This is a genomic window from Kribbella sp. NPDC051718 (assembly GCF_040681515.1).
Lineage (GTDB): Bacteria > Actinomycetota > Actinomycetes > Propionibacteriales > Kribbellaceae > Kribbella.
Window position 1 is genome coordinate 369398 of record NZ_JBFAYZ010000001.1, and the last position, 20116, is coordinate 389513.

Sequence of the window (20116 nt, forward strand, 5' to 3'; positions counted from 1 at the left end):
GGCCGCTAGGCCGCTTCAGTCACGTACTCGGTCTCCTCGTCCAGGTGCTCGACCTGCTGCAGCGCGGGGTTGCGGCGGAGCGTCACCAGGAGGCCGATGACGAGCAAGCCGAGTACTGCGGCGATCGGCGGCAGCATCTGTACCCCCACCAGGTTGATGATCACGCCACCGACCACGGCGGACAGTCCTGCGCCCAGGTAGATCGCCGACGCGTTCATGGCCAGCAGCAGGCCACCGCCTTCGCCCATCTCCAGCAGCAGGTTCTGGATCGGCGGGTTGAACGCCCAGGTGAAGAGGCTCCACACGAACAGTGCGACGGCCGCACCGGCCACGGTGGTGGCCGTCAAGGTCAGAGTGGCGATGACGGCGGTGAAGCCGATGAGGGTGACAGTCAGCGTCCGCAGGCTGCCGAAGCGGTCAGTGGCGCGACCACCGACCAGATTGCCCAGCACTGCGCCCACGCCGTACACGAGGAGCAGGATGCTGACAGTGCCGCCCTTGAGGTGGGCAGTCTCGGCCAGCAGCGGCACTACGTAGATGAAGACGCTCATGGTCGCCAGTACGGCGAGCACGGTCATCGCGAGCACGGTCTGCACGCGGCGGTCCGCCAGGCCGGCGAAGCGCTCACGCAGGCTAACGGCCTCAGGAGCCTCGACTGTCGGCAGCGCGGACCGGACGGCCAGCGTGACCACGAGGCAGACAGCGGCGATCAGGGCGAACACCCCGCGGTAGCCGAGGCTGTCACCGAGCAAACTGCCCGCCGGTACGCCGAGAACGAGCGCGAAGGTCAATCCGCCGAACACCACAGCGACAGCTCGACCCCGCTCCTCGGGCGGCAGGAACTTGGTCGCGAACAGGGTGGCCGCAGGCGTGTAAGCAGCGGCGCCGAAGGCCGCCACGATCCGGCCGACGATCAGGATCGGGTAGTTCGTCGCGATCGCCGCGATCCCGTTGCCGAGCGCGGCCAGCAGCAGCGCGGCGATCAGCAGCGTGCGGCGCTCCCAGCGACCGGTCAACGTCGACAGCAGCGGCGCGCCGACGGCGTACGAGAGGGCGAAGGCGGTGGCGAGCTGGCCCGCGGCGGTCAGCGAGACGTGCAGCTCGGAGCTGACGGCGGGCAGCACCCCGGACACGACGTACGCGCTGGTGCCGACGGCGAAGGCGCCGGCGGCCAGCAGGTAGATCCGTGCGGACATGAAACAACCTTCCAGAAGACTCAGGGGTTTGTTCGATGTTGATCGTACTACGATTGTCATCGAAGTTCGACCGGCGTCGTACTATGGACCTATGAGCACCTCGAAAGCCCTGCCACAGCCCGACCGCGAGGAGATCCGCGTCGAGGCCGTCCTGCAGGCACTGGGCGAACCGGTCCGGTTGCAGATCGTCCGAGCCCTGGCGGACGTCCCCGAGGGCATCGCCTGCGGCGAGATCGAGCTGCCGGTGACGGCTTCGACCCGGGCTCATCACCTGCGCACCCTGCGCGAGGCCGGCGTGCTCTCGACGCACACCGAGGGCACCCGCCGGATCAGCAAGCTCAGGCGCGAAGACCTGGAGGAGCTTTACCCCGGCCTGCTGTCCGGAGTCCTCGCAGCACGCCGCTGATCCGCAACCGCAAGGCAGAGGTGCGCCGATCGAGCGGTCACCGTTGTGGTCGGGCTGGCAGACTGTGGCGGTGGTGGTCCTGCGTGAACGGTGGAACGAGCTGCTGCCCGGCTCTGCGCCGCTGGCGGACGACCTCGTCGCGCGCTACGTCGAGCGGAGCCGTCGCGCTTACCGCGATCAGTACCTCGAAGCAGTCCTCAGCACTCTCGATTCGCTGATCCAGCTGAGCACCGACCCGACCTCGGTGCGGCTCGCGGCCTGGTTCCATCGGGCGGTGCACCAGCCCGGCGGCGGGTCCGCCGAGGACGCGGAGTCGTCGGCCCGGTTGGTCGAGCAGACGCTCCCGGCGTACGGAGTGGATCCGATCCGCATCGCCGAGGTGGCCCGGCTCGTCCGGCTCACTGGCGATCTGGCGACTCCGCCGACCGACTCCTATGCACCGCCGCGGCGCGACGCGAACGGCGACGTGTTGCTCGATGCGGTCAACGGCATCATGGCAACGGCGCCGGCCCGCTATGCCGCGCATGCCTCCGAGGTACGCCGGGACGCGGGCGACCGCACCACCGCCATCGGACGCCGGTACGACGAAGTGCGCGTCCTGCTCGACGGGCATCTCTACCGGACTCAACTGGCTCGCCAGCGGATGGGCGCGCTCGCTCGCGCCAACCTGGAGGCCGAGCTCACCGGACTCGACAGCGAGTTGCCGGCGCCCTGGCGTGGTTGGCAGCAGGCTGCCCTGGCGGCTACTGCGACCTTCTCGGCAATTGCGGCGACAGTGACCTCGATAGCTGCGGCTGGAGCTCCCTGGCAGGTGCCGGCGGTGGAGCCCGAGGCTGGTTGGCCGCCGGTCGCTCTGGCCGTGTTCTCGCTCATCTGCGCGCCACTGCTCTTCCGGACGTCCCGCAGCGCGAGTCAGCCCGCAAGGCTGATCGCTGGCACGGTGGTGGCCGTTGCGGTCACCGGACTGTTGGTTGCCTGGGCGAAGGTCCCAGTGACCAACCCTGCCGTCGGAATCGGCCTCCGCGTCCCACTAGTCATCGCCGCCCTCCTATTACTTCTCCTAGCCGGTACTGCGGCCTTGGTCGCCTCCCTGCTGCGAACCAGGAACGCACGATTCCTGCCGACCCGGAATCTGGGCCAGCAACTCTCATGGCTCGCTGTCCCGGGCGTGATCGCGTTGCTGCTTCTGCTGGTCGTGCAGCCGATCGCCCGGGGATATGTGCTGGGCTCCAACGAGCGGTCGGAAGGTCCACGCGGGCCGGCCGCGCAGATGCCTGCTTCGCTGCTCGACGGTGGCGTCACCTGGGTCAGCAGGGCTCTGACCAGCGCCGGCGCCGAGGAGGCTGTCGGGACGAAGTACGGGATCGCTGTACCGCGGCAGAGCGGTGTGGTCGAGATGCTGAACGCCGCCACCGGTGAGCTGCGGTGGCGCTACAGCCGGTCCGACTCGGACGAGAAGCCGGACATCGTCGCCACTGGCAACGGTGAGTACGTGCTGGCGTCATTTCCCGACATCGGGTACCTCCTCCTCGACGCGAACACCGGCAAGCGCAAGGCGGCCTGGCCGGGTAGTACGCGGGACCACAGCATCCAGCAGGCCGACCCGCTGCTGACCGGCCAGCGGTTCTCCCGCGGCTCCGACAAGCTCTATGGAGTCGACCCGGACGGCGACAGCCGGTGGACCTTCGAGCCGGGCCGCTGTACTGACATCGGAGCAGTGGCGACCTCGGAGACTGTGGTGGCCTTCCTCGGGCACAGTTGCGGCAGCCAGCCCGATGAGGTGGCCGGGCTGGATCTGAAGAGCGGCAAGAAGCTCTGGAGCAAGTCGCCGACCGACATGTACCGGCGGCCGGTCGTGGTCGGCGGGTTGGTCGTGGTGGCCGAGCCGGGCGGCGATTCCGACGTACCGGTCGCGCTGGTGGCGATCGAGCCGCGTACCGGTGAGACGAAGTGGCGGTGGCCGGTACCGGCGAACTGGTCCTGCCGGACGCTACTGAAGCCGGCGGGGCGGCTGCTGATCGTCGTGGACTGCCCTGGGCCGGAGAGTCAGCAGAACACCAAGACGGTGGTCACCGCGATCGACGCGCAGACCGGTCAGACCGCCTGGCAGACCACCGCGCCGGTGGACCCTCGCACTCGGGTCGCAGTGACCGCGGACGGCCGGGTCGTGTCGCTGGGCGGCAGCAGCTCGGGCGGCTGTGCGGCCAACATCATCGACAGCAGCGGCTTCCGCCGAGTCGCCCTCCCCACCGGCATCTCTTGTAGCCGCGACCCGGTAGCCATCGGCAATCTGGTCCTCACCTCAGGTCCAGCCGGCGTCATCGCCCTGCACTGAGCTGAGACTCGGCACTGGCAAGTAGTTCTACGACTCGGGTGCCGAAGGTGATGTCGACCGGATGGGAGTCGCCGGACTCGGCGGCGGCTACCAGCTCGGTGGCGGCCAGGGCGAACGCGTCGACGGCTGTGGTCTCGGGGGTCGGCAGGATCGCAGTACCGGTCTCTCCCCAGACGGCGGTCTCGAAGCTGATGCCCTCCGGCGGCGCCGACAGGGTCATGCTCGCAGTGCTCGTTGTACCCGACTCATGGGTGAGGACGAGGTGGACGAGGTCGCCTTGACCACCCACTGCGCGCAGGTCGCCGATCGGGCCGAGCAGACCGATCAGGTTGGACAAGGCGTGCGGTCCGACATCCCAGAGCGCGCCCCGCTGCTCCCGGCGCCAGGGCGACCCGCCGAAGGGGTTACCGGGTGCGTCGAGCGAAGCGAGCATCCGGGACCAGCCACCTTTCCAGCCGCCCGCCTGCTGGGTCTGATCGAAAAATGCCCGGGTCTCCGGCTGAAACCGGCCCGTGAAGAAGACCACTGAGGCGATTCCCTCGTTGGTCACCTCCTCGGCGAGTGCTTTGGCATCGTCGAGCGAATCGGCCACCGGCTTGTCGAGCAGCAGGTGCTTGCCGACCGCCGCGGCCTCCAGCGCCATCGACGCCTGCACGTTCGGAGGTACCGCGAAGGCGAGCGCATCCACATCGGCGAGTAACTCTGCGTAATCGGTATAGGCCGTGACCTTCAGATCTGTAGCCAAGACGTTCGCTTTGCCATCGTTCCGGCCCCAGACACCGACCAACTCGACGTCTTCGGCAGCCTGAAGGCCAGGCCCTTGGGTCAACTGAGCCCAAGGCCCTGTTCCGACCAATCCGAAGCGCATGGTGTCTCCCTTGTGACGAGCCGATATCGCTTTGGCCACGACCCTAACCGGGAGCCCCGGATCGGTCGGTACGGGCCGTCACCGGGTGCGAGACTCACCGCCATGGACCTGCGCGACCAGTGGAATCGCCTGCTGCCGCACGCGCAGCCGTTGGGCGATGATCTGCTGGCTCGTTACGCAGAGCAACATCGCCACTATCACGACCAGCGACACCTGACCGAGATGCTCGAGACCATCGACGAGCTCGCCGCGGTCGCCGACGACGTCGACGCGGTCCGGCTGGCGGCCTGGTTCCACGACGCGATCTACGACCCGCAGGCCGACTCGGGCGAGAACGAAGAGGTCTCCGCCCAGCTGGCCGAGCTCGAACTCTCGGCGTACGGCGTCGAGGCCGCCAGGGTGGCCGAGATCGGCCGGCTGATCCGGCTGACCGCCAAGCACGACTGCGAGCCGGGCGACGCGAACGGCGCCGTCCTGTGCGACGCGGACCTGCGCGTGCTGAGCATGTCCGCGGCCCGGTACGACGAGTACGCGGTCGGCATCCGTGCGGAGTACGCGCACGTCGCCGATCGCGACTTCGCCAGGGGCCGGACGAAGTTCCTGCAGGGCCTGTCCGAGACTTCCCTGTACGCGACGGAGCACGGTCGCGAGCACTGGGAGCAGGCGGCCCGGGAGAACCTCCAGCGCGAGCTGAAGCAGTGGGGCCCCAAGGCGGCTCGTCCCATCGCCGGGCTGATCCCGATGATCTACCTGGGCGCAGCGCTCGGCGTGGTCATCGCTGCCTCTGTACTACTCGGCCGCGGACTCGGAGCGGCCGCCCGCTGGCCCGCCGGGCCCGGGGACGTCAATGGCTTCCCGGTCTGGGCACCGATCGCCGGTACTGCGGTCGCGGCCGGGCTGGCGTGCGCCTGGTTCCGCCGGGCACAGCCTCGACTGGTGACGATCCCTGCGCTGGTGTTCGCCGTCGTCGGGGTGATCTCCATCGGGGTCTGCTGGTGGCAGTGGCCCGCGGCCAAGCCCGGTGCAGCCATGAGTGAGCGCTGGCCGTACCTCATCCTCGCCTCCTTCGCCCTCCTGCTCGCCGGTGCGCTGCTCGGACTGGCACGGCGGCTACGGCTCGCTCCGCCGTACGCGCTTACTCCTCCATGGGCGCTGAGTCTCGGCGTGACCGTGGCGTGCGCTTCACTGCTCGCCTGGATCGTGGTGTCTGCCGGTGAGCCGTTCGTGCAGGCCCGGCTGGAGACGGCCAACACGGTGAGCACGACCACTGATGAAGCACCCGGCACGCTGCCGGTGCAGCTCGACGGTGGCGTCGCCTGGAGCCGGGAGGTACCCCCGACGGGCGCTATCGCCGGTACTGCGGGTGGCGTGGCCGAACTGCGGTCGGACGGTGTCGTGATGTCCGACGCGACTACTGGCCAGACCCGGTGGAGATACACCCGAGCAGACGTCGATGACGCCGCGTCCAGCGGCTCCGACGGGCTACTGGTCTCCAGCGATGGCCGGACGATCGCGGCGCATCTGCCGTACGACAACGGGAACGCTCCTCGCGGGATCGACTTGCCGACGTACGCAGTACTGGACGCTGTGAGCGGGCGAGTGCTCACTGAGGTTCACACGGACGGTACGGCGCTTGCGGTCGACGCCAACCAACTGCTGGTGGCCGAAGGTACGGAGGTAGTGGCCCACGGCGTGAGCAGTCCGACCCACTGGCGGGCGCGGCTGAAGTGCGCTGTCACCCAAGGTGTGCTGCTGGCCGACCAAGCCGTCGTGGTCGACGCCTGTGGCGGCAACGGCGCGGTCGTGCGTGGGCTGGACCTCGTGGACGGGGATCAGCGCTGGGAGGTCAACCTGGGCATCCAGTTCGAGCTCAGCGCCGAGTTGGACCCGTCGACGTGGATCGGCGAGCTGGTCGCAGTACCGGACACCCGCGAGGTATCGGGGCTCGTCTGGACCGGCGCCGCCGGCGGCACTCTCTACCAGTGGTCAGTGGACGTCGGCTCGGGCCGCATCCTTTGGACCGACCCAGTGCCCGGTACGCCGAGGCCGCGGCTCGGGCAGTCGTCCTGCGACGCCCAGCTCGCCGCGACCCACAACTCGATCGTGCTGGTCACCTGCCGGACGAGCACCGAGGAAGGCGAGGACCAGACGTACGACGTGTCCGCCCTCAACCCGTCGGACGGCACACCGCAGTGGCACCACCTTCTGCAGGTACCGCCCAAATTGCAGCAGCCCGAGTTCCCCCGCGATGGCTTCGGCCTGCTCCCGGACGGCCGGGTGGTCACCCTGATGCCACAAGCGGACGGCAGCTGCTCCCCCGTCATGGTCGGGACTACTGGCATCCAGCCACGCCCCCTGGTCCCCGGCCCGACCGCGGCCTCGGTAGCCGAAACCAAGAAGGTCACCTGCAACAAACCGGCCGTCACCGTAGCCACCGGCCGGCCCATCTTCACCGACGGCACCCGCCTCTTCGCCCTCAATTGATCGATTGAATAGGGTCGGGGCATGCGACGAGCCCTCCTTGCCGCCCTGTCCGCCGCGGTACTGATCAGCACCGCCTGCTCCTCGGAGCCCGCAGCAACAGCCGCACCAGCCTCGACGCCAACGCCCGCTGCGGGCCCCTCGACCCCGCTGCCGGTGGCTGCCTCCAAGCCCGCGCCGGGTGCCGGGCAGTTCCGGAAGCTGGAGGCGCAGTACGCCGCCCGGCTCGGGGTGTTCGCCTTGGACACCGGATCACACCGGACCGTCTCGTATCGCTCAGGCGAACGCTTCGCCTTCGCCTCCACCTTCAAGTCGCTGGCCTGCGGCGTACTGCTGGCCCAAGCCCCCGACCTGGACAAACTGATCCGGTACGACGAGTCCGTCTTGCTCCCCAACTCGCCGATCACCGAGAAGCACGTCGCCACCGGCATGACACTGCGCGAACTCTGCGACGCCGCGATCCGCTACAGCGACAACGCCGCCGCCAACCTGATCCTCAACGAGATCGGCGGGCCGCCCGGTCTCCAGAAGTCGCTCCGCAGACTCGGCGACCACGTCAGCAACACCACCCGCACCGAGCCCACCCTCAACGAGGCGACCCCTGGCGACGTTCGCGACACCACCACCCCGCGAGCCCTGGCCACCAGCCTCCAGAAGTTCACCGTCGGCCGAGCCCTCCCACCCGCCAAACGCGCGATCCTCAACACCTGGCTCGTCACCAACACCACCGGCGCCACCACCATCCGCGCCGGCGTCCCGCAGGACTGGAAGGTCGGCGACAAGACCGGCACCGGCGGCTACGGCACCCGCAACGACGTAGCCGTCCTCTGGCCGCCCAACCACGCCCCCATCCTGCTGGCCGTCATGTCCACCAAGGGCATCAAAGACGCAAAGACAGACGACGCGTTGATCGCAGCCGCTGCCGCGGCCGCGATCAACGCTCTGGGGTAAGGAAGGCGGGGCCGTCCCGAGGCCCGGACCGGATCGCCTTCGCTTCGCTCGGCTGCCGGGGCCTGGACCAGGTCGCGGGCAGCGTGACCTCGTCTGTGGATGGGCTTCGCTTCGCTCGGTTGCGGAGCTACGCTCGGCCGATGGATCTCAGCGCAGGCGCGTTGATGGCGGCGCTACGCGCGCACGCCAGGCCGGGTGAGGTTGTGCACAAGCATTACTCCGGCTCGGGCGAGGTGCTCGGGGTGCCGATGCGGAATACCTTCGACACCGCCAAGGTGTTCAGTGGGATGACGTTCGGGGAGGTCGAGCGGCTGCTGGACCAAACGTCGTACGAGAGTCGGCTGGCTGGGTTCTGTGTGCTGGATTTCAAGGCTCGCGGGAAGAAGACGTCGGAGGACGAGCGGCAGGCGGCGTACGAGCTGTATCTGCGCCGGCACGACGCCATCGACAGTTGGGACATGGTGGATCGGGCTGCGCCGCACGTGATCGGCCGTCACCTGCTGAACCGCGACAGGACACCACTGTTCGACCTTGCCCGAACCGCCGACCCACTACGCCGGCGGACGGCGATCACAGCTCCTTTGTACTTCGCCCGCTACGGCACCCCAGCAGACCTGACCGACCTCTACGCCCTCGCCGAACTACTCCTCGACGACCAGAACCCGGTCGTCTCCAAGCCGGTCGGCATCGCCCTGAAATACGCCGGTGTACTGGACCAACCGTCCCTGCGAGCCTTCCTCCGCACCCATGAATCCGCTATGCAGAAACCGACTCTGCGCTACGCCCGGGAGAAGCTGAAGTAGCGCGCTTGGACCTCGCCAGCCACAGGCCCGTGAAGACCGCCGTGGCCAAGGTGACGGCGCCGGCAGCGATGAAGGCGCTGCCGAGGCCGGTCGCGAAGGAGGCGCCGCCGGATTGCCGGGTACGGACGATGGCTCCGAGTACCGCCACGCCCAGCACCGCGCCGATCTGCCGGGTGGTGCTGCTGATACCGGCGGCGAGACCGCCTTCTTGCAGGCTGACCGCTTGGATGGCGGCGCCTGTCAGTGGGGACATCGTCAGGGCGAAGCCGATGCCGACGACACCCAACCGCCACCACACGTTCCCGTAGCCGGTGTCGGCGTGCACCATCCCCAGCGCCACCAGGCCTCCTCCGGCCAGCGCCAGGCCGATGGTCACCACGATCCGGAAGCCGTACCGGGCAGCGAGCCGGCCCGCGAACGGGCTGAGCATCACCATGGCGAGCGAGGTCGGGAGGGTCTGCAGTCCCGCGCGCAGGATCGAGCTGCCCTGGACGTACACGAAGAACTGGGAGAAGAAGAACGACGAACCCATCAGCGCGAACCCCACCACGATCATGGCGGTGTTGGCGACGGTGAACAGCCGCTCGCGGAACAGCCGCAACGGCAGCATCGGTGCGGAGCGACGCGCCTCGACGGCGACGAACGCGGCCAGCAGGATCACCGCGGCGGCGAAGCTGCCCAGGATGACCGGTGAGGTCCAGCCCCGGGAGCCGCCCTCGATCAGCCCGTACGTAAGTGTTCCGGTCGCCAGTACGGACAGCGCCGTCCCCGGAATGTCGCTCGCCGGCGCGTTCGGATTGCGGGACTCGGCGAGGTGACGCACGCCGACCAGCAGCAGAAACGCGCCGATGGGCAGATTGACCAGGAAGATGGCGGGCCAGCCGAAGGCATTCGTCAGCACACCGCCGGCCACCGGTCCCGCGACCAGGCCGAGTCCGCTCAATCCGGCCCACAGCCCGATGGCCTTGATGCGTTCCTGGGGAACGGGATAGGCGGCCGCGAGCAGGGCCAGCGAGGCAGGGCTCAGCGCCGAGGCTCCGATGCCCTGCAGCACCCGGCCGACGACAAGCCATCCGACGCTGGGCGCGAGGCTGCACAGTACCGACGCGGCGGTGAACACCACGGCACCAGCCAGGTACACCCGCTTGCGGCCGAACCGGTCGGCGAGAACGCCGCCGGACAACAGCAGCATGGCGACCGACAGCACGTACGCATCGACGATCCACTGCAGACCGGTCAGCTCGGTATGCAGCCGACGCTGCATATCGGGCAGCGCCGCTCCGACGATCGTGTTGTCGAGCAGCACCATGAATTGGCCCAGGCAGGTCACCGCGAGCAGCACAACCGGCTTCGGTCGACTGCCTACGGCCGCGGGCGATGCAGCCACGGGGATTCCTCTCGATCGATGACCTCTAACGCAGCTCTGGGCTGCGTTAAGCGACTGTAGAGCGACCGTCCCGTAAACGCAAGCCAGGACTGCGTTAAGATCACGGGTATGGACGAGCAACAGCCGGCCCGGCGGCCCGGCGGGCGCGCCGCCCGCGTTGGCGCGGCGGTGCACCAGGCGGTCACCGACCTGCTCAGCGAGCGCGGCTACGGGAAGTTCACCGTCGGCGACGTCGCAGCACGCGCGGGCGTGGCCGACAGCAGCATCTACCGCCGGTGGGGCAGCCTGGAGATCCTTCTCAGCGACGTGGTGCTCACCCGCCTCAACGCACGGTCTCCAATGCCCGACACCGGGAGTCTGGCCGGCGACCTGCGCACCTACGCGGCCAACGTGGCCCGTGAGATCACCGGACCCGACGGCCTGGCATTGCTCCGCCTGGCCGTCGCCCTGTCGAGCAACGGCCAGCAAGGCCTGCAGGCACTCGACGACCTCCTCGCCGACCGCGCCCGGCAACTGCAGTCCATGCTCGACCGCGCCATCGAACGCGGCGAGCAAGCACTCGACGCACTCGACGTGCTGGACCACGTGATGGCCCCGATGTACATCCGCGTTCTGTTCGGCATCGGCCCGCTGACCCCGGAGTACGTCGACAACCTGGTCGACCGCTTGCTGTAGGGGAATATCCGTTGCCGACGGCAGCGTTGACCCATAACGTGATGACCATGTTCCGCGCGGATTCTGTTGCGTACCTGTCAGGCCTGAGCCTGTCAGGCGCTGTTGCGTGGACGTCAGTCGATTCAGCTGATTTCACCGGCGCCCGAAGCCGACCCTCCTCCTGCTGACCGCAGGACCCGCGGAGGAGGGTGGCCTCAGAACCGGCCCCCTCCGACCGTTGCTGGCCGGTGTGGGCCGTGGGGTCCTGGCTCAGTCGAATCTTCTGACCAGCAAGGGAAAACACATCATGGCCAAGAGCCAGTTCGTGCGGACCAAGCCGCACCTCAACATCGGCACCATGGGGCACGTCGACCACGGCAAGACCACGCTGACCGCCGCGATCACCAAGGTGCTCGCCGAGCGCTACCCGAACCTCAACTCGTTCGTCGCGTTCGACGGGATCGACCGGGCGCCCGAGGAGGTCCAGCGCGGGATCACGATCAACATCTCGCACGTCGAGTACGAGACCGCCAACCGGCACTACGCGCACGTCGACATGCCCGGGCACGCCGACTACGTGAAGAACATGATCACCGGCGCCGCGCAGGTGGACGCCGCGATCCTGGTCGTGTCGGCGCAGGACGGCGCCATGCCGCAGACCCGTGAGCACGTACTGCTCGCGCGCCGCGTCGGGGTGCCGTACCTGGTCGTCGCGCTGAACAAGGCCGACGCCGTCGACGACCCCGAACTGCTCGACCTGGTCGAGCTGGAGGTCCGCGAACTCCTGTCGGAGTACGGCTTCCCGGGCGACGAGGTACCGGTCGTGCGCGTCTCCGGTCTGCGTGCGCTCGAGGGCGACCCCGAGTGGATGAAGGCCGTCGGCGATCTGCTCGACGCGGTCGACGACTACGTACCGGTCCCCGACCGTGAGCTGGGCGAGCCGTTCCTGATGCCGATCGAGAACGTCCTCACCATCAGCGGTCGTGGCACGGTCGTCACCGGCGCGGTCGAGCAGGGTTCGCTCAAGCTCGGCGACGCGGTGGAGGTCGTGGGTCTGGGCCCGACGATCACCAGTACGGCGATCGGGATGGAGACGTTCGGCAAGTCGCTGGAGTCCGCGGAGGCGGGTGACAACGCGGCCGTACTGCTGCGTGGCATCAAGCGCGACGAGGTCCGTCGTGGTCAGGTACTGGTACTGCCGGGCACTGTGCAGCCGCACAGCAAGTTCCGGGCGCAACTGCACGCGCTGTCGACCGCCGAGGGTGGCCGGCACACGCCGTTCGCCTCGGACTACCGGCCGCAGTTCTACTTCCGGACCACGGACGTGTCGGGCGGGATCGACCTGGGTGACATCGCCCTGGTCATGCCCGGCGACACGATCGAGCTCGGCGTCGAACTGGAGAAGCCGATCGCGATGACAGTAGGCCTCGGCTTCGCCGTCCGCGAAGGCGGCCACACCGTCGCCGCCGGCACGGTGACCGAACTACTCGATTGAAGAGAGGGTGCCCCGGGCTAGTTGCCCGGGGCACCTTTCTTCATGCTGCGAACGCATCGATCATCTCAGCCATCGGTACGCCGGTGAGCGGCCGCTGCAGTTCATCCAGGTACTCCGCGATCGCCGGCAACGCATCGGTGTCGTCCACCAGCATCGCAGCCGCCCACCCATCCCCCGGCGACAGCAGCATCCCCGCCCGATATCCCGGCAGCCGCCCGTTGATGTACAGCATCCCCGCCGGCCCCACCGCCCACCCCAGCCCGTACACCAACGGCGTCCACACCCGAGGCTGCGCAATCTCAGCCAGCAACCCCTCGTCCCGCAACAGAAACTCGCAAAACCCCAACAGGTCGGGCACCGTGGACCAAAGCCCACCACTGGGCCGGCGAGCCCGAGGATAAGGCGCCCCCGCTCCGCCGCCCGCTCCCTCGCCCGCGCGCGCCGGCGGCGCGGCGAAGCCGGTGGCTGGGAGGCCGGCGGCCGAGATCAGCTCGGCGAGACCTTCCTCGAAGGTTCCTCCGGTCAGTCTCTCCAGCAGCGCACCGGCCAGGAAGTAGTTGCCGTTGTAGTAGGCCCAGCGCTCTCCTGGCGGATACTCCTGCCCGCCGGCGACCACCAGTTTCGCGGCCTCCAGGAACACCTCGTCGCCTTCGCCCAGCGCGGCGACCGCCGCGGCCTCCGCCGTCTGCCTCAGACCAGAGGATTGGGCGAGGACCTGCTCGACCGTCAGTTCGGTATCCAGCTCTGGCAGGATCACCGCCACCGGCGTCGCCAGCTCAAACCCCTTGTCCCACAGGGCTCTCAGCATGGACGCCGCTGTCAGCGTCTTGGTCAGGGACGCGATCCGGAAGGGCGTATCCACCGTCGCGCCGGTCGCCGCCGTCCGCCGGTCGCCGCCGTCCGCCGGTCGCCGCGGTCCGAGACGCCGACCACCGCTCCGAGACCGGCGAAGGCCGACAGGTCCAGCTCAGCGTCCACCTCGGCTCCCCTTGCGATGCCTCAGCCCTGCCGCGAGCAGCCGTTCGACGATTACCCGGCTCGACACCGGCACCGCGCCGGCTTTCACCAAGGCGTCGTAGCTTTCGGACGGTACGTCGTAGTGATCTCGATCGAACCCACGAGCGGGGATGCCGGCGGCACGGGCGAACTCGTGCAGTTCTTCGTAGGACGTGTCGCTGACCAGATGCGACCACAGGCGGTTGTGGGCCGTCCAGGCCGGCGGGTCGATATAGATCATGCTTTCTCATCCTGCGCGTCGAGCAGATTGCGCCATGCCCGGACGAAGCGGGAGTTCACGTATGCCTTCGTCCACGACCCGTCCTGCCGCACCGACGAGCCGACATGGAACCGGCGGACGCCGGCGCCGTACAGCCACGGCACATGCTCCGGCTGCAGCGACCCGCCCGCCATCATCACCTTTGCCACCTGCTCGTCACCGGAAGCCAGCTTGAGCAGATCGTCCAGCCCATGCCCGACCCCGAGCGACGACCCCGCCGTCAGCACGCAGTCCAGACCCGGCAGGCTTCGCAGCGCCCGCCACGCCTTCTGCTGCTCGAGCACGGCGTCGACCGCCCGGTGGAACGTCCACGGCGTACCAGCGAAGGTGCTGGCAAGAGATGCAGCCGACTCGACGTCCACCTCGTTGTCCGCGTTCAGGAACCCGAACACGAACCCGTCCGCACCCGCCGACAGATAGGACTGCGCCATGGCGGTCAGCCGGTTCAGCTCCGCGCCGTCGGTGCCGAACGAGTTCGACAACCGCAGCATCACCCGCAACGGCAGGTCGGTCACCCGGCGGATCGCACTGACCGTCGACACCGACGGACACAGGCCGTCGGCCTCCATCGAGGCGCACAGCTCCAGCCGGTCCGCGCCGCCCTCCTGAGCCGCCTCGGCATCCGCCGGATGCAAAGCGATGATCTCCAGCAACGAACCCATGCCGCCATCATCCTGCATCGGCCCACGGCACCGCGCCGGAAATAGCTGTTGCACTCTCCGGAAGTCTTCTGTATCGTTTTTCTAGAACGATTTAGTAGAACGATGCAGAAGGAGGTGGACCGATGACACCGAGAGTCACCATCAAGACCGTGGCGCAGGCCGCCGGGGTCTCGCCGTCGACCGTCTCCAACGCCTACAACAAGCCCGACCAGCTCTCCGCCGCAGTCCGCGAGCGGGTTCTGGCCAAGGCCCAGGAGCTCGGGTACGCCGGCCCCGACGCCTCCGCCCGCGCCCTGCGCAGCGGCAAGGCCGGCGCGGTCGGCGTGCTGTTCACCGACAAGCTGTCGTACGCGTTCTCCGACCCGTACGCGGTCGGCTTCCTGGCCGGCCTGGCCGAGGTCGCCGAGGAGTTCACCACCAGCCTGCTGCTGATGCCGATCAGCTCGGTCGACATCGAGTCCGGGACGAACGCGGTCCGTCAGGCCGCGATCGACACCGCCGCGATCTTCTGCGTCGACCACGGCCACCCGGCCCTGGAGATGCTGAAGAACCGGGGCATCCCGATGGTCTCGACCCAACGCGGTCACGACCTGGCCGACGGCTGGGTGGCCATCGACGAGCTGGACAGTGCCGCGGCGATGGGTGAGCACCTGGCCAGGCTCGGCCACCGCGACGTCGTCGTACTGGTCGACAACCACCAGGCCACCAGCAGTCAGCCGATCGAGCTGGACTTCGACCAGATCGGCTGTGACGACTGCGAGCTCCGGATCGCGGGTCTGCGCAAGACGATGCCCGACGCACGGTTCCGGGTCGTCTCTGGCGGCCACAACGCCTTCGGGTCCGGGCTGGCCGCGGCCGGCTGGGTGCTCGACTCACAGGACCGGCCGACCGCGATCGCCGGGCTGAGCGACGTCCAGGCGCTCGGCGCGATGGAGGCGATGAAGACGCGCGGACTGGTCCCCGGCCGGGATCTGACCGTCACCGGCTTCGACGACATCCCCGCCGCCGAGACGGCCGGGCTGACCACGATCCGGCAGCCGATCAAGGACAAGGGCCGCGCGGTCGGCCGGCTGCTGCTCGACCCGAACGAGACCGAGCGGCACCTCACGATGCCGACCGAGCTGGTCGTCCGCGCCAGCAGCGGTCCGGCACCCCGCAACTGAATCAACCCACATCTCGCCGATGGCCGCCTGGCCATGGGTTCTGATCACCACGCCCTCGGAAGGGAGCACGACCATGACTTATTTCATCGCCGGCAACACCGCAGTGGAGAACGCGAGGTCCCTCGCCCAGTCCGCCTTGCCGAACGCTCCTCAGGAGGAGTACTACGAGCCGGCACGCCGCGGTATCGCCGTCCGGGCACGCCTTGGCGCCGTACTGCGGACCGCCGCCGAACGCGAGCTCAAACTCGCCGATCGGCTCGACCCGGCACCCCGGTGCGAGCCGCTGGCTAGCTGACCTCTCCCAAGGCGACAGAACCCCAGGCCGATCGGCCTGGGGTTTTGTCGGTTCCGTCTGGCACTCTGAAGGGCGATGAACGAACCAGGTGTGTTGCTGACGGCCCGGGCACAGGTGCTTCACGACCTGGCCGCGCGGGGATTCGACGACGCCATCATGGTGTCCCTGCTGGAGGACGCCGTCGCCGGACGGCAATGGTGGCTGGACCAATGGCCGGACGGAGCCGAGCACATCGCCGGCCTGGTCGCCCAGGACGTCCAGGACCGCCTCTCCGACTCCGGCGTCCGCTGGCCACGCTGCACAGCCTGCGACGACCTCAACGACCACGAACTCCGAATCGAGCCCGAGCTCGGCCCAGACCCGCACTGGGTCTGCGAGCGTGCAGGCATATCGGTATCTCCTCTCGGCCATTTGACCTGAGGGTTCGGCCAGGGTTTTAACTGGTCGCGCTACATGTAGACAGGCTACTACTCTCGCCACCATGAAGTCTTTGGTGGTCCTTCGGGCTGTCGCGGTGGCGCATGCCGTCGCGGTCTGCCTGCAACCCGTGCTCGCGGGCGTCTACCTGAACGGCTCGGGCGCCGCGCTGCGACTGCACGAGCCGATCGGGCTCGGCCTCGCCTTCCTCTCGCTCGGCCAGTTGCTGGCCGCGACGATCTACTGGCGCTCCGGCGGCCGAGGCTCGGCCGTCCTGGCGACGCTGCTGCTCCTCGCCGCGGAAGCCGTTCAGATCTCGATGGGCTACACCCGCCAGCTCGCCGTCCACATCCCACTCGGCATCACGATCGTCGCGCTCGTCTGCGCCTTCGCCGTCTGGACCTTCCGCCCGGCAGCGAGGCCCTCGTGATCACCCTGTGGTTGCTGAGGATGACTCTTCTCCTGCATGCGGTACTGGTCGCAGCGCAGCCGATCCTCGCCGGCTACTTCCTCTCCGGGGAGGTCGACGCGATGGCGTGGCACGGACCGATCGGATCGTCGCTGTTCCTGGTCGCCTTCATCCAGCTCGTCGCCGCGATCCTGTACTGGCGCCCGGGCCATGGCCGCCTCTGGCCCGCACTCGTCACGGTCGGCCTGATCGTCGCCGAGCTGACCCAGGTCGTCTTCGGTTACCAGCAGAACTTCGCCGTCCACGTGCCGCTCGGCACCGCCATCGTGATCACCGTGCTCTGGATGACGGTCTGGTCCTTCCACTCCGGCGCACGCCGAAAGGTCAACAAATGAAGCTGTCCCGCCGTGGATTCCTGGGAGCGGCCGGTGGTACCGGCCTCGCGCTGACACTGGCCAACTGCGGCCTCGACGCCTCCCCCGCCCAGAGCGCCGAACTCCTGAAGAGCAAGGCGCCGTTGCCCGAAGCGTTCAAGGTGCCGCTGCCGATCCCGCCGGTGAAGAAGCCGATCCGCACGCAGGCAGGGATCGACTACTACCGAGTCGTCCAGCAGAAGGCGTCGCTGGAGATCCTGCCCGGCTTGAAGACCGAGATCCTCGGGTACGACGGGTTGCTGCCAGGTCCGACCTTCGATGTACGCAGCGGCAGGACGACCGTCGTCGAGCAGGTCAACCAGCTCGACGTACCGACGGCTGTGCATCTGCATGGCGGGCACACACCGGCCGCGAGCGACGGCTGGCCGCTGGATCTGCTGATGCCGAACGGTGCGCATCATGAGCACAGCGGTATGGGCGACGGCGACATGGCGATGGGCAGCCGGACGTACACGTATCCGAACACGCAACGCGCCGCCACGCTCTGGTACCACGATCATCGGATGGACTACACGGCTCCGCAGGTCTATCGCGGGCTGTTCGGGTTGCATCTGATCCGCGACGCCGAGGAGGACGCACTTCCCTTGCCTGGTGGCGATCGGGAGATCCCATTGGTGCTGGCGGATCGGGCCTTCGCGGCCGACGGCTCGTTCCTCTATCCGGCGGCGAAGGATGGACCAGGCGTCGAGGAGAAGTACATGGAGGGCGTGATCGGCGACGTCATGCTGGTCAACGGCGCTCCCTGGCCGGTGCTCGAGGTGGACGCGGCGCGGTACCGCTTCCGCATCCTCAACGCCTCGAACGCCCGGCGCTACGAGCTGGCCCTGGATCCCGGCCCGGCGACGTTTGTCCAGATCGGTAGCGATGGCGGCTTGCTCGGCTCACCCGTCGAGCACAAAACCTTGGCGATCGCGCCGGCCGAGCGATTCGACGTGGTGGTGGACTTTTCGCACTACCAGCCCGGCAGCGAAGTCATCCTCCTCAACAAACTGGACAGCGGCCGACCCGGCCAGGTCATGCGCTTCAAGGTCGCCCGCAAAGCCAGTGACGACAGCAACATCCCCGCCAAACTCTCGTCGTACGCCGCCATCCCCGAACCGTCCGGCCTGATCCACCGCGAATGGCGTTTCCGCCGAGGCACGGCCAACGGCCACCAGGGCTGGACCATCAACGGCAAACCCTTCGATCTCCAGCAGATGCAGGCATCGGTCAAGCTCGACCAGTACGAGGTCTGGTCCTTCGTCACCGACGTCCACCACCCCGTCCACGTCCACCTCGCCCCCTTCCAGATCCTCCGCCGAGGCGGCGCCGAACCCGGCCCCTACGACACCGGCTGGAAAGACACCGTAGACATCCGCCCCGCCGAGGTAGTCGACGTCCTGGTCAAATTCACCACCCACAAAGGCAAATACCTGATCCACTGCCACAACCTCGAACACGAAGACATGGCGATGATGGCCGCCTTCGAAACCCTCTAACGCCTCCGCCAGGCGAGCGCAGCCAGCCAACTCCAGCCGATGATCACGGCGATCCGCTGGAAGAACCCGCCCACCTCGACCAACGATTCGGTCTGCGAGAAGCCGGCGCTGGCGAGCATGAAGGTCATCGCGAAAGAGGCGGCACTCAGCAGGGAGTAGAGCACCCAGCCACGAGCGAGCACGACCATCGCCACCCCCAAGGCCAAGAAGGCCGGCAGGGAGAAGGCGTCGTGTAGCGCACCGGAGGTTGTGTACTCCACCGTGGCGGGTGTGCCCAGCGGAAATCCGCTGACCGGGTCGGTGGTGAAGAGACCGGCGCCGAGCAGGCCGACGCCCCAGACGCCGACCAGTACTGCGCCCAGGCGCGCCTTTCGTACCGCCTCCGGAGCGGACGTCTGCCAGAGGCCGATGGCGAACAGGACCGTCAACACTCCTGCCACCAGGAAGTTCACCGTCTGGATCCAGCCGTTGTTGCCGAGGGCAAGGGAGCTGACGGGGTGACGTAGTTGGCTGTAGCCGTTGCCTTTGAAGGCTCCCTCCAGCAGGAAGGTGAGGACGAAGAGCGGGCCGGCCAGCAGTCCGCAGTTCAGCAGGCGGGTTCGCATCGCCGGGAGGTGGGCGGTGGTGGTCATCAGTGCTCGGCTCGGGTGGCTGCTTGGTAGGCCTGGTCGCGGAGGGCCTTGCGGTCGATGCCGGACAGGTCCAGGGCGCGGGGGATGCGACCGAGGGTGCTGTCGAGGGCGCCTACCAGGAGGTGGGCGGCGCCGATGCGGCCGCCGCCGGTGGCTGATGCTGTGGCCATCGCGCGCTTGAGCAGCAGCTTGGCGGTTTCGCCGATCTGCGGGCTTCGGGTGCGATCCGGTGTTGCCTTGGGCAACTCGGCGATGGTCACGGCGACGCCGGCGGTCGAGAGGCTCTGTTCCCATTCGCGGTCGAGTGCCGCTCGGGTGGAGTCGTGGGTCAGGCCGGCATCGGCTAGCAGGCGGGCGGTCGTAGTACCGGATAGTTCAGTCAGGGCGAGTAGTACATGCTCGGCCTCGATCGTTGGGGAGCCATCCTCGAGAGCCTCGGCGCGGGCACCGCGGACCAGAACAGCCCGGACATCGTTCACCTTCGTCGTCATCAACGCCTCCTCAGGGCGACGCCGGCGGCGATCAGCCGCTTGGCGTGTTTCTTGTGCACGGCCTGCCGGGTCACGCCCAGCACCTCGGCGACGTCGGACCAGCTCCAGCCCGCCCGCATCGCCTGCTCCACCTGGCTGTCCTCGATCCGGTCGGCCAGCCGTCGCAACGCGACGACCGACGCCAGGCCGGCACCGGGATCGTCCGTCTCCACCAACTTCTCCATGCCTAGCAACTTAGGTTGACAATCAGGTGATGTCAACCCAGGTTGCTAAAAGCGGCATC

General features: G+C 68.3%; 21 protein-coding genes and 1 pseudogene. 13 read left to right on the forward strand and 9 right to left on the reverse strand.

What is annotated here, in order from left to right; all coding sequences use genetic code 11:
* Positions 1 to 5: 5 nt before the first annotated feature.
* The gene (locus AB0M15_RS01745) at positions 6 to 1196 is read right to left on the reverse strand and encodes an MFS transporter (protein WP_363812886.1); all 1191 of its coding nucleotides are present in this window, start codon (positions 1194 to 1196) and stop codon (positions 6 to 8) included.
* 91 nt (positions 1197 to 1287) lie between these two features.
* On the opposite strand from AB0M15_RS01745, the gene AB0M15_RS01750 reads away from it, so the two are divergent.
* Both AB0M15_RS01750 and AB0M15_RS01755 read left to right on the forward strand, forming a co-directional pair.
* Positions 1288 to 1602, forward strand: coding sequence for a helix-turn-helix domain-containing protein (locus AB0M15_RS01750; protein WP_343979849.1), 315 nt, complete (start codon positions 1288 to 1290; stop codon positions 1600 to 1602).
* 70 nt (positions 1603 to 1672) lie between these two features.
* Complete coding sequence (locus tag AB0M15_RS01755; protein ID WP_363812888.1) at positions 1673 to 3937, forward strand: PQQ-binding-like beta-propeller repeat protein; 2265 nt, start codon at positions 1673 to 1675, stop codon at positions 3935 to 3937.
* Here the strand turns inward: AB0M15_RS01755 and AB0M15_RS01760 are convergent.
* Entirely contained in the window at positions 3921 to 4805 is an 885-nt protein-coding gene (locus tag AB0M15_RS01760) for a Gfo/Idh/MocA family oxidoreductase (RefSeq protein ID WP_363812890.1), read from the reverse strand. The two genes, AB0M15_RS01755 and AB0M15_RS01760, sit on opposite strands and share 17 nt — an antisense overlap.
* Positions 4806 to 4907: 102 nt before the next feature.
* Here AB0M15_RS01760 and AB0M15_RS01765 point away from each other — a divergent pair, with 102 nt between their 5' ends.
* From AB0M15_RS01765 to AB0M15_RS01775, 3 genes are all read left to right on the forward strand, one after another.
* On the forward strand, positions 4908 to 7289 hold the full coding sequence (locus tag AB0M15_RS01765) for a hypothetical protein (protein ID WP_363812892.1): 2382 nt from the start codon (positions 4908 to 4910) through the stop codon (positions 7287 to 7289).
* A gap of 21 nt (positions 7290 to 7310) precedes the next feature.
* Positions 7311 to 8237 (forward strand): class A beta-lactamase, encoded by a 927-nt coding sequence (gene bla / locus AB0M15_RS01770; protein ID WP_363812894.1) that lies wholly within the window; start codon positions 7311 to 7313, stop codon positions 8235 to 8237.
* 140 nt (positions 8238 to 8377) lie between these two features.
* Positions 8378 to 9040, forward strand: a complete 663-nt coding sequence (locus tag AB0M15_RS01775; RefSeq protein WP_363812896.1) for a DNA alkylation repair protein — start codon at positions 8378 to 8380, stop codon at positions 9038 to 9040.
* Here AB0M15_RS01775 and AB0M15_RS01780 read toward each other — a convergent pair.
* Complete coding sequence (locus tag AB0M15_RS01780; RefSeq protein ID WP_363812898.1) at positions 8994 to 10427, reverse strand: DHA2 family efflux MFS transporter permease subunit; 1434 nt, start codon at positions 10425 to 10427, stop codon at positions 8994 to 8996. The genes AB0M15_RS01775 and AB0M15_RS01780 overlap by 47 nt on opposite strands.
* A gap of 108 nt (positions 10428 to 10535) precedes the next feature.
* Here AB0M15_RS01780 and AB0M15_RS01785 point away from each other — a divergent pair, with 108 nt between their 5' ends.
* Positions 10536 to 11102: a TetR/AcrR family transcriptional regulator gene (locus tag AB0M15_RS01785; RefSeq protein WP_363812901.1), complete on the forward strand. Its 567-nt coding sequence runs from the start codon at positions 10536 to 10538 to the stop codon at positions 11100 to 11102.
* Positions 11103 to 11388: 286 nt separating this feature from the next.
* Positions 11389 to 12576 (forward strand): elongation factor Tu, encoded by a 1188-nt coding sequence (gene tuf / locus AB0M15_RS01790; protein WP_363812903.1) that lies wholly within the window; start codon positions 11389 to 11391, stop codon positions 12574 to 12576.
* A gap of 40 nt (positions 12577 to 12616) precedes the next feature.
* On the opposite strand, the pseudogene AB0M15_RS01795 reads toward tuf, so the two are convergent.
* The 3 genes and pseudogenes from AB0M15_RS01795 to AB0M15_RS01805 all read right to left on the reverse strand — a co-directional run.
* Positions 12617 to 13441, reverse strand: a pseudogene (locus AB0M15_RS01795) (serine hydrolase domain-containing protein); the annotation flags it as partial.
* A 102-nt stretch (positions 13442 to 13543) separates the two neighbouring features.
* Complete coding sequence (locus tag AB0M15_RS01800) at positions 13544 to 13813, reverse strand: DUF4031 domain-containing protein (RefSeq protein ID WP_363812904.1); 270 nt, start codon at positions 13811 to 13813, stop codon at positions 13544 to 13546.
* The gene (locus AB0M15_RS01805) at positions 13810 to 14514 is read right to left on the reverse strand and encodes a copper homeostasis protein CutC (protein WP_363812906.1); all 705 of its coding nucleotides are present in this window, start codon (positions 14512 to 14514) and stop codon (positions 13810 to 13812) included. Before AB0M15_RS01805 ends, AB0M15_RS01800 begins: the two co-directional genes overlap by 4 nt.
* A gap of 122 nt (positions 14515 to 14636) precedes the next feature.
* Here AB0M15_RS01805 and AB0M15_RS01810 point away from each other — a divergent pair, with 122 nt between their 5' ends.
* From AB0M15_RS01810 to AB0M15_RS01835, 6 genes are all read left to right on the forward strand, one after another.
* On the forward strand, positions 14637 to 15677 hold the full coding sequence (locus tag AB0M15_RS01810; RefSeq protein ID WP_363812908.1) for a LacI family DNA-binding transcriptional regulator: 1041 nt from the start codon (positions 14637 to 14639) through the stop codon (positions 15675 to 15677).
* 73 nt (positions 15678 to 15750) lie between these two features.
* The gene (locus tag AB0M15_RS01815; RefSeq protein WP_363812909.1) at positions 15751 to 15972 is read left to right on the forward strand and encodes a hypothetical protein; all 222 of its coding nucleotides are present in this window, start codon (positions 15751 to 15753) and stop codon (positions 15970 to 15972) included.
* A 75-nt stretch (positions 15973 to 16047) separates the two neighbouring features.
* Entirely contained in the window at positions 16048 to 16392 is a 345-nt protein-coding gene (locus AB0M15_RS01820; RefSeq protein WP_363812911.1) for a hypothetical protein, read from the forward strand.
* A gap of 61 nt (positions 16393 to 16453) precedes the next feature.
* Positions 16454 to 16819: a hypothetical protein gene (locus tag AB0M15_RS01825; RefSeq protein WP_363812913.1), complete on the forward strand. Its 366-nt coding sequence runs from the start codon at positions 16454 to 16456 to the stop codon at positions 16817 to 16819.
* A gap of 20 nt (positions 16820 to 16839) precedes the next feature.
* The gene (locus AB0M15_RS01830; RefSeq protein WP_363812914.1) at positions 16840 to 17193 is read left to right on the forward strand and encodes a hypothetical protein; all 354 of its coding nucleotides are present in this window, start codon (positions 16840 to 16842) and stop codon (positions 17191 to 17193) included.
* Positions 17190 to 18710 (forward strand): multicopper oxidase domain-containing protein, encoded by a 1521-nt coding sequence (locus AB0M15_RS01835; protein WP_363812916.1) that lies wholly within the window; start codon positions 17190 to 17192, stop codon positions 18708 to 18710. The genes AB0M15_RS01830 and AB0M15_RS01835 overlap by 4 nt, the downstream gene beginning before the upstream one ends.
* On the opposite strand, the gene AB0M15_RS01840 is transcribed toward AB0M15_RS01835, so the two are convergent.
* From AB0M15_RS01840 to AB0M15_RS01850, 3 genes are read right to left on the reverse strand one after another with little or no spacing between them, the layout of a single operon-like run.
* Entirely contained in the window at positions 18707 to 19342 is a 636-nt protein-coding gene (locus AB0M15_RS01840) for a DUF998 domain-containing protein (protein WP_363812918.1), read from the reverse strand. The genes AB0M15_RS01835 and AB0M15_RS01840 overlap by 4 nt on opposite strands.
* Complete coding sequence (locus AB0M15_RS01845) at positions 19342 to 19833, reverse strand: Clp protease N-terminal domain-containing protein (RefSeq protein ID WP_363812920.1); 492 nt, start codon at positions 19831 to 19833, stop codon at positions 19342 to 19344. Before AB0M15_RS01845 ends, AB0M15_RS01840 begins: the two co-directional genes overlap by 1 nt.
* Positions 19833 to 20057, reverse strand: a complete 225-nt coding sequence (locus AB0M15_RS01850) for a hypothetical protein (protein WP_363812921.1) — start codon at positions 20055 to 20057, stop codon at positions 19833 to 19835. Before AB0M15_RS01850 ends, AB0M15_RS01845 begins: the two co-directional genes overlap by 1 nt.
* Positions 20058 to 20116: the final 59 nt, after the last annotated feature.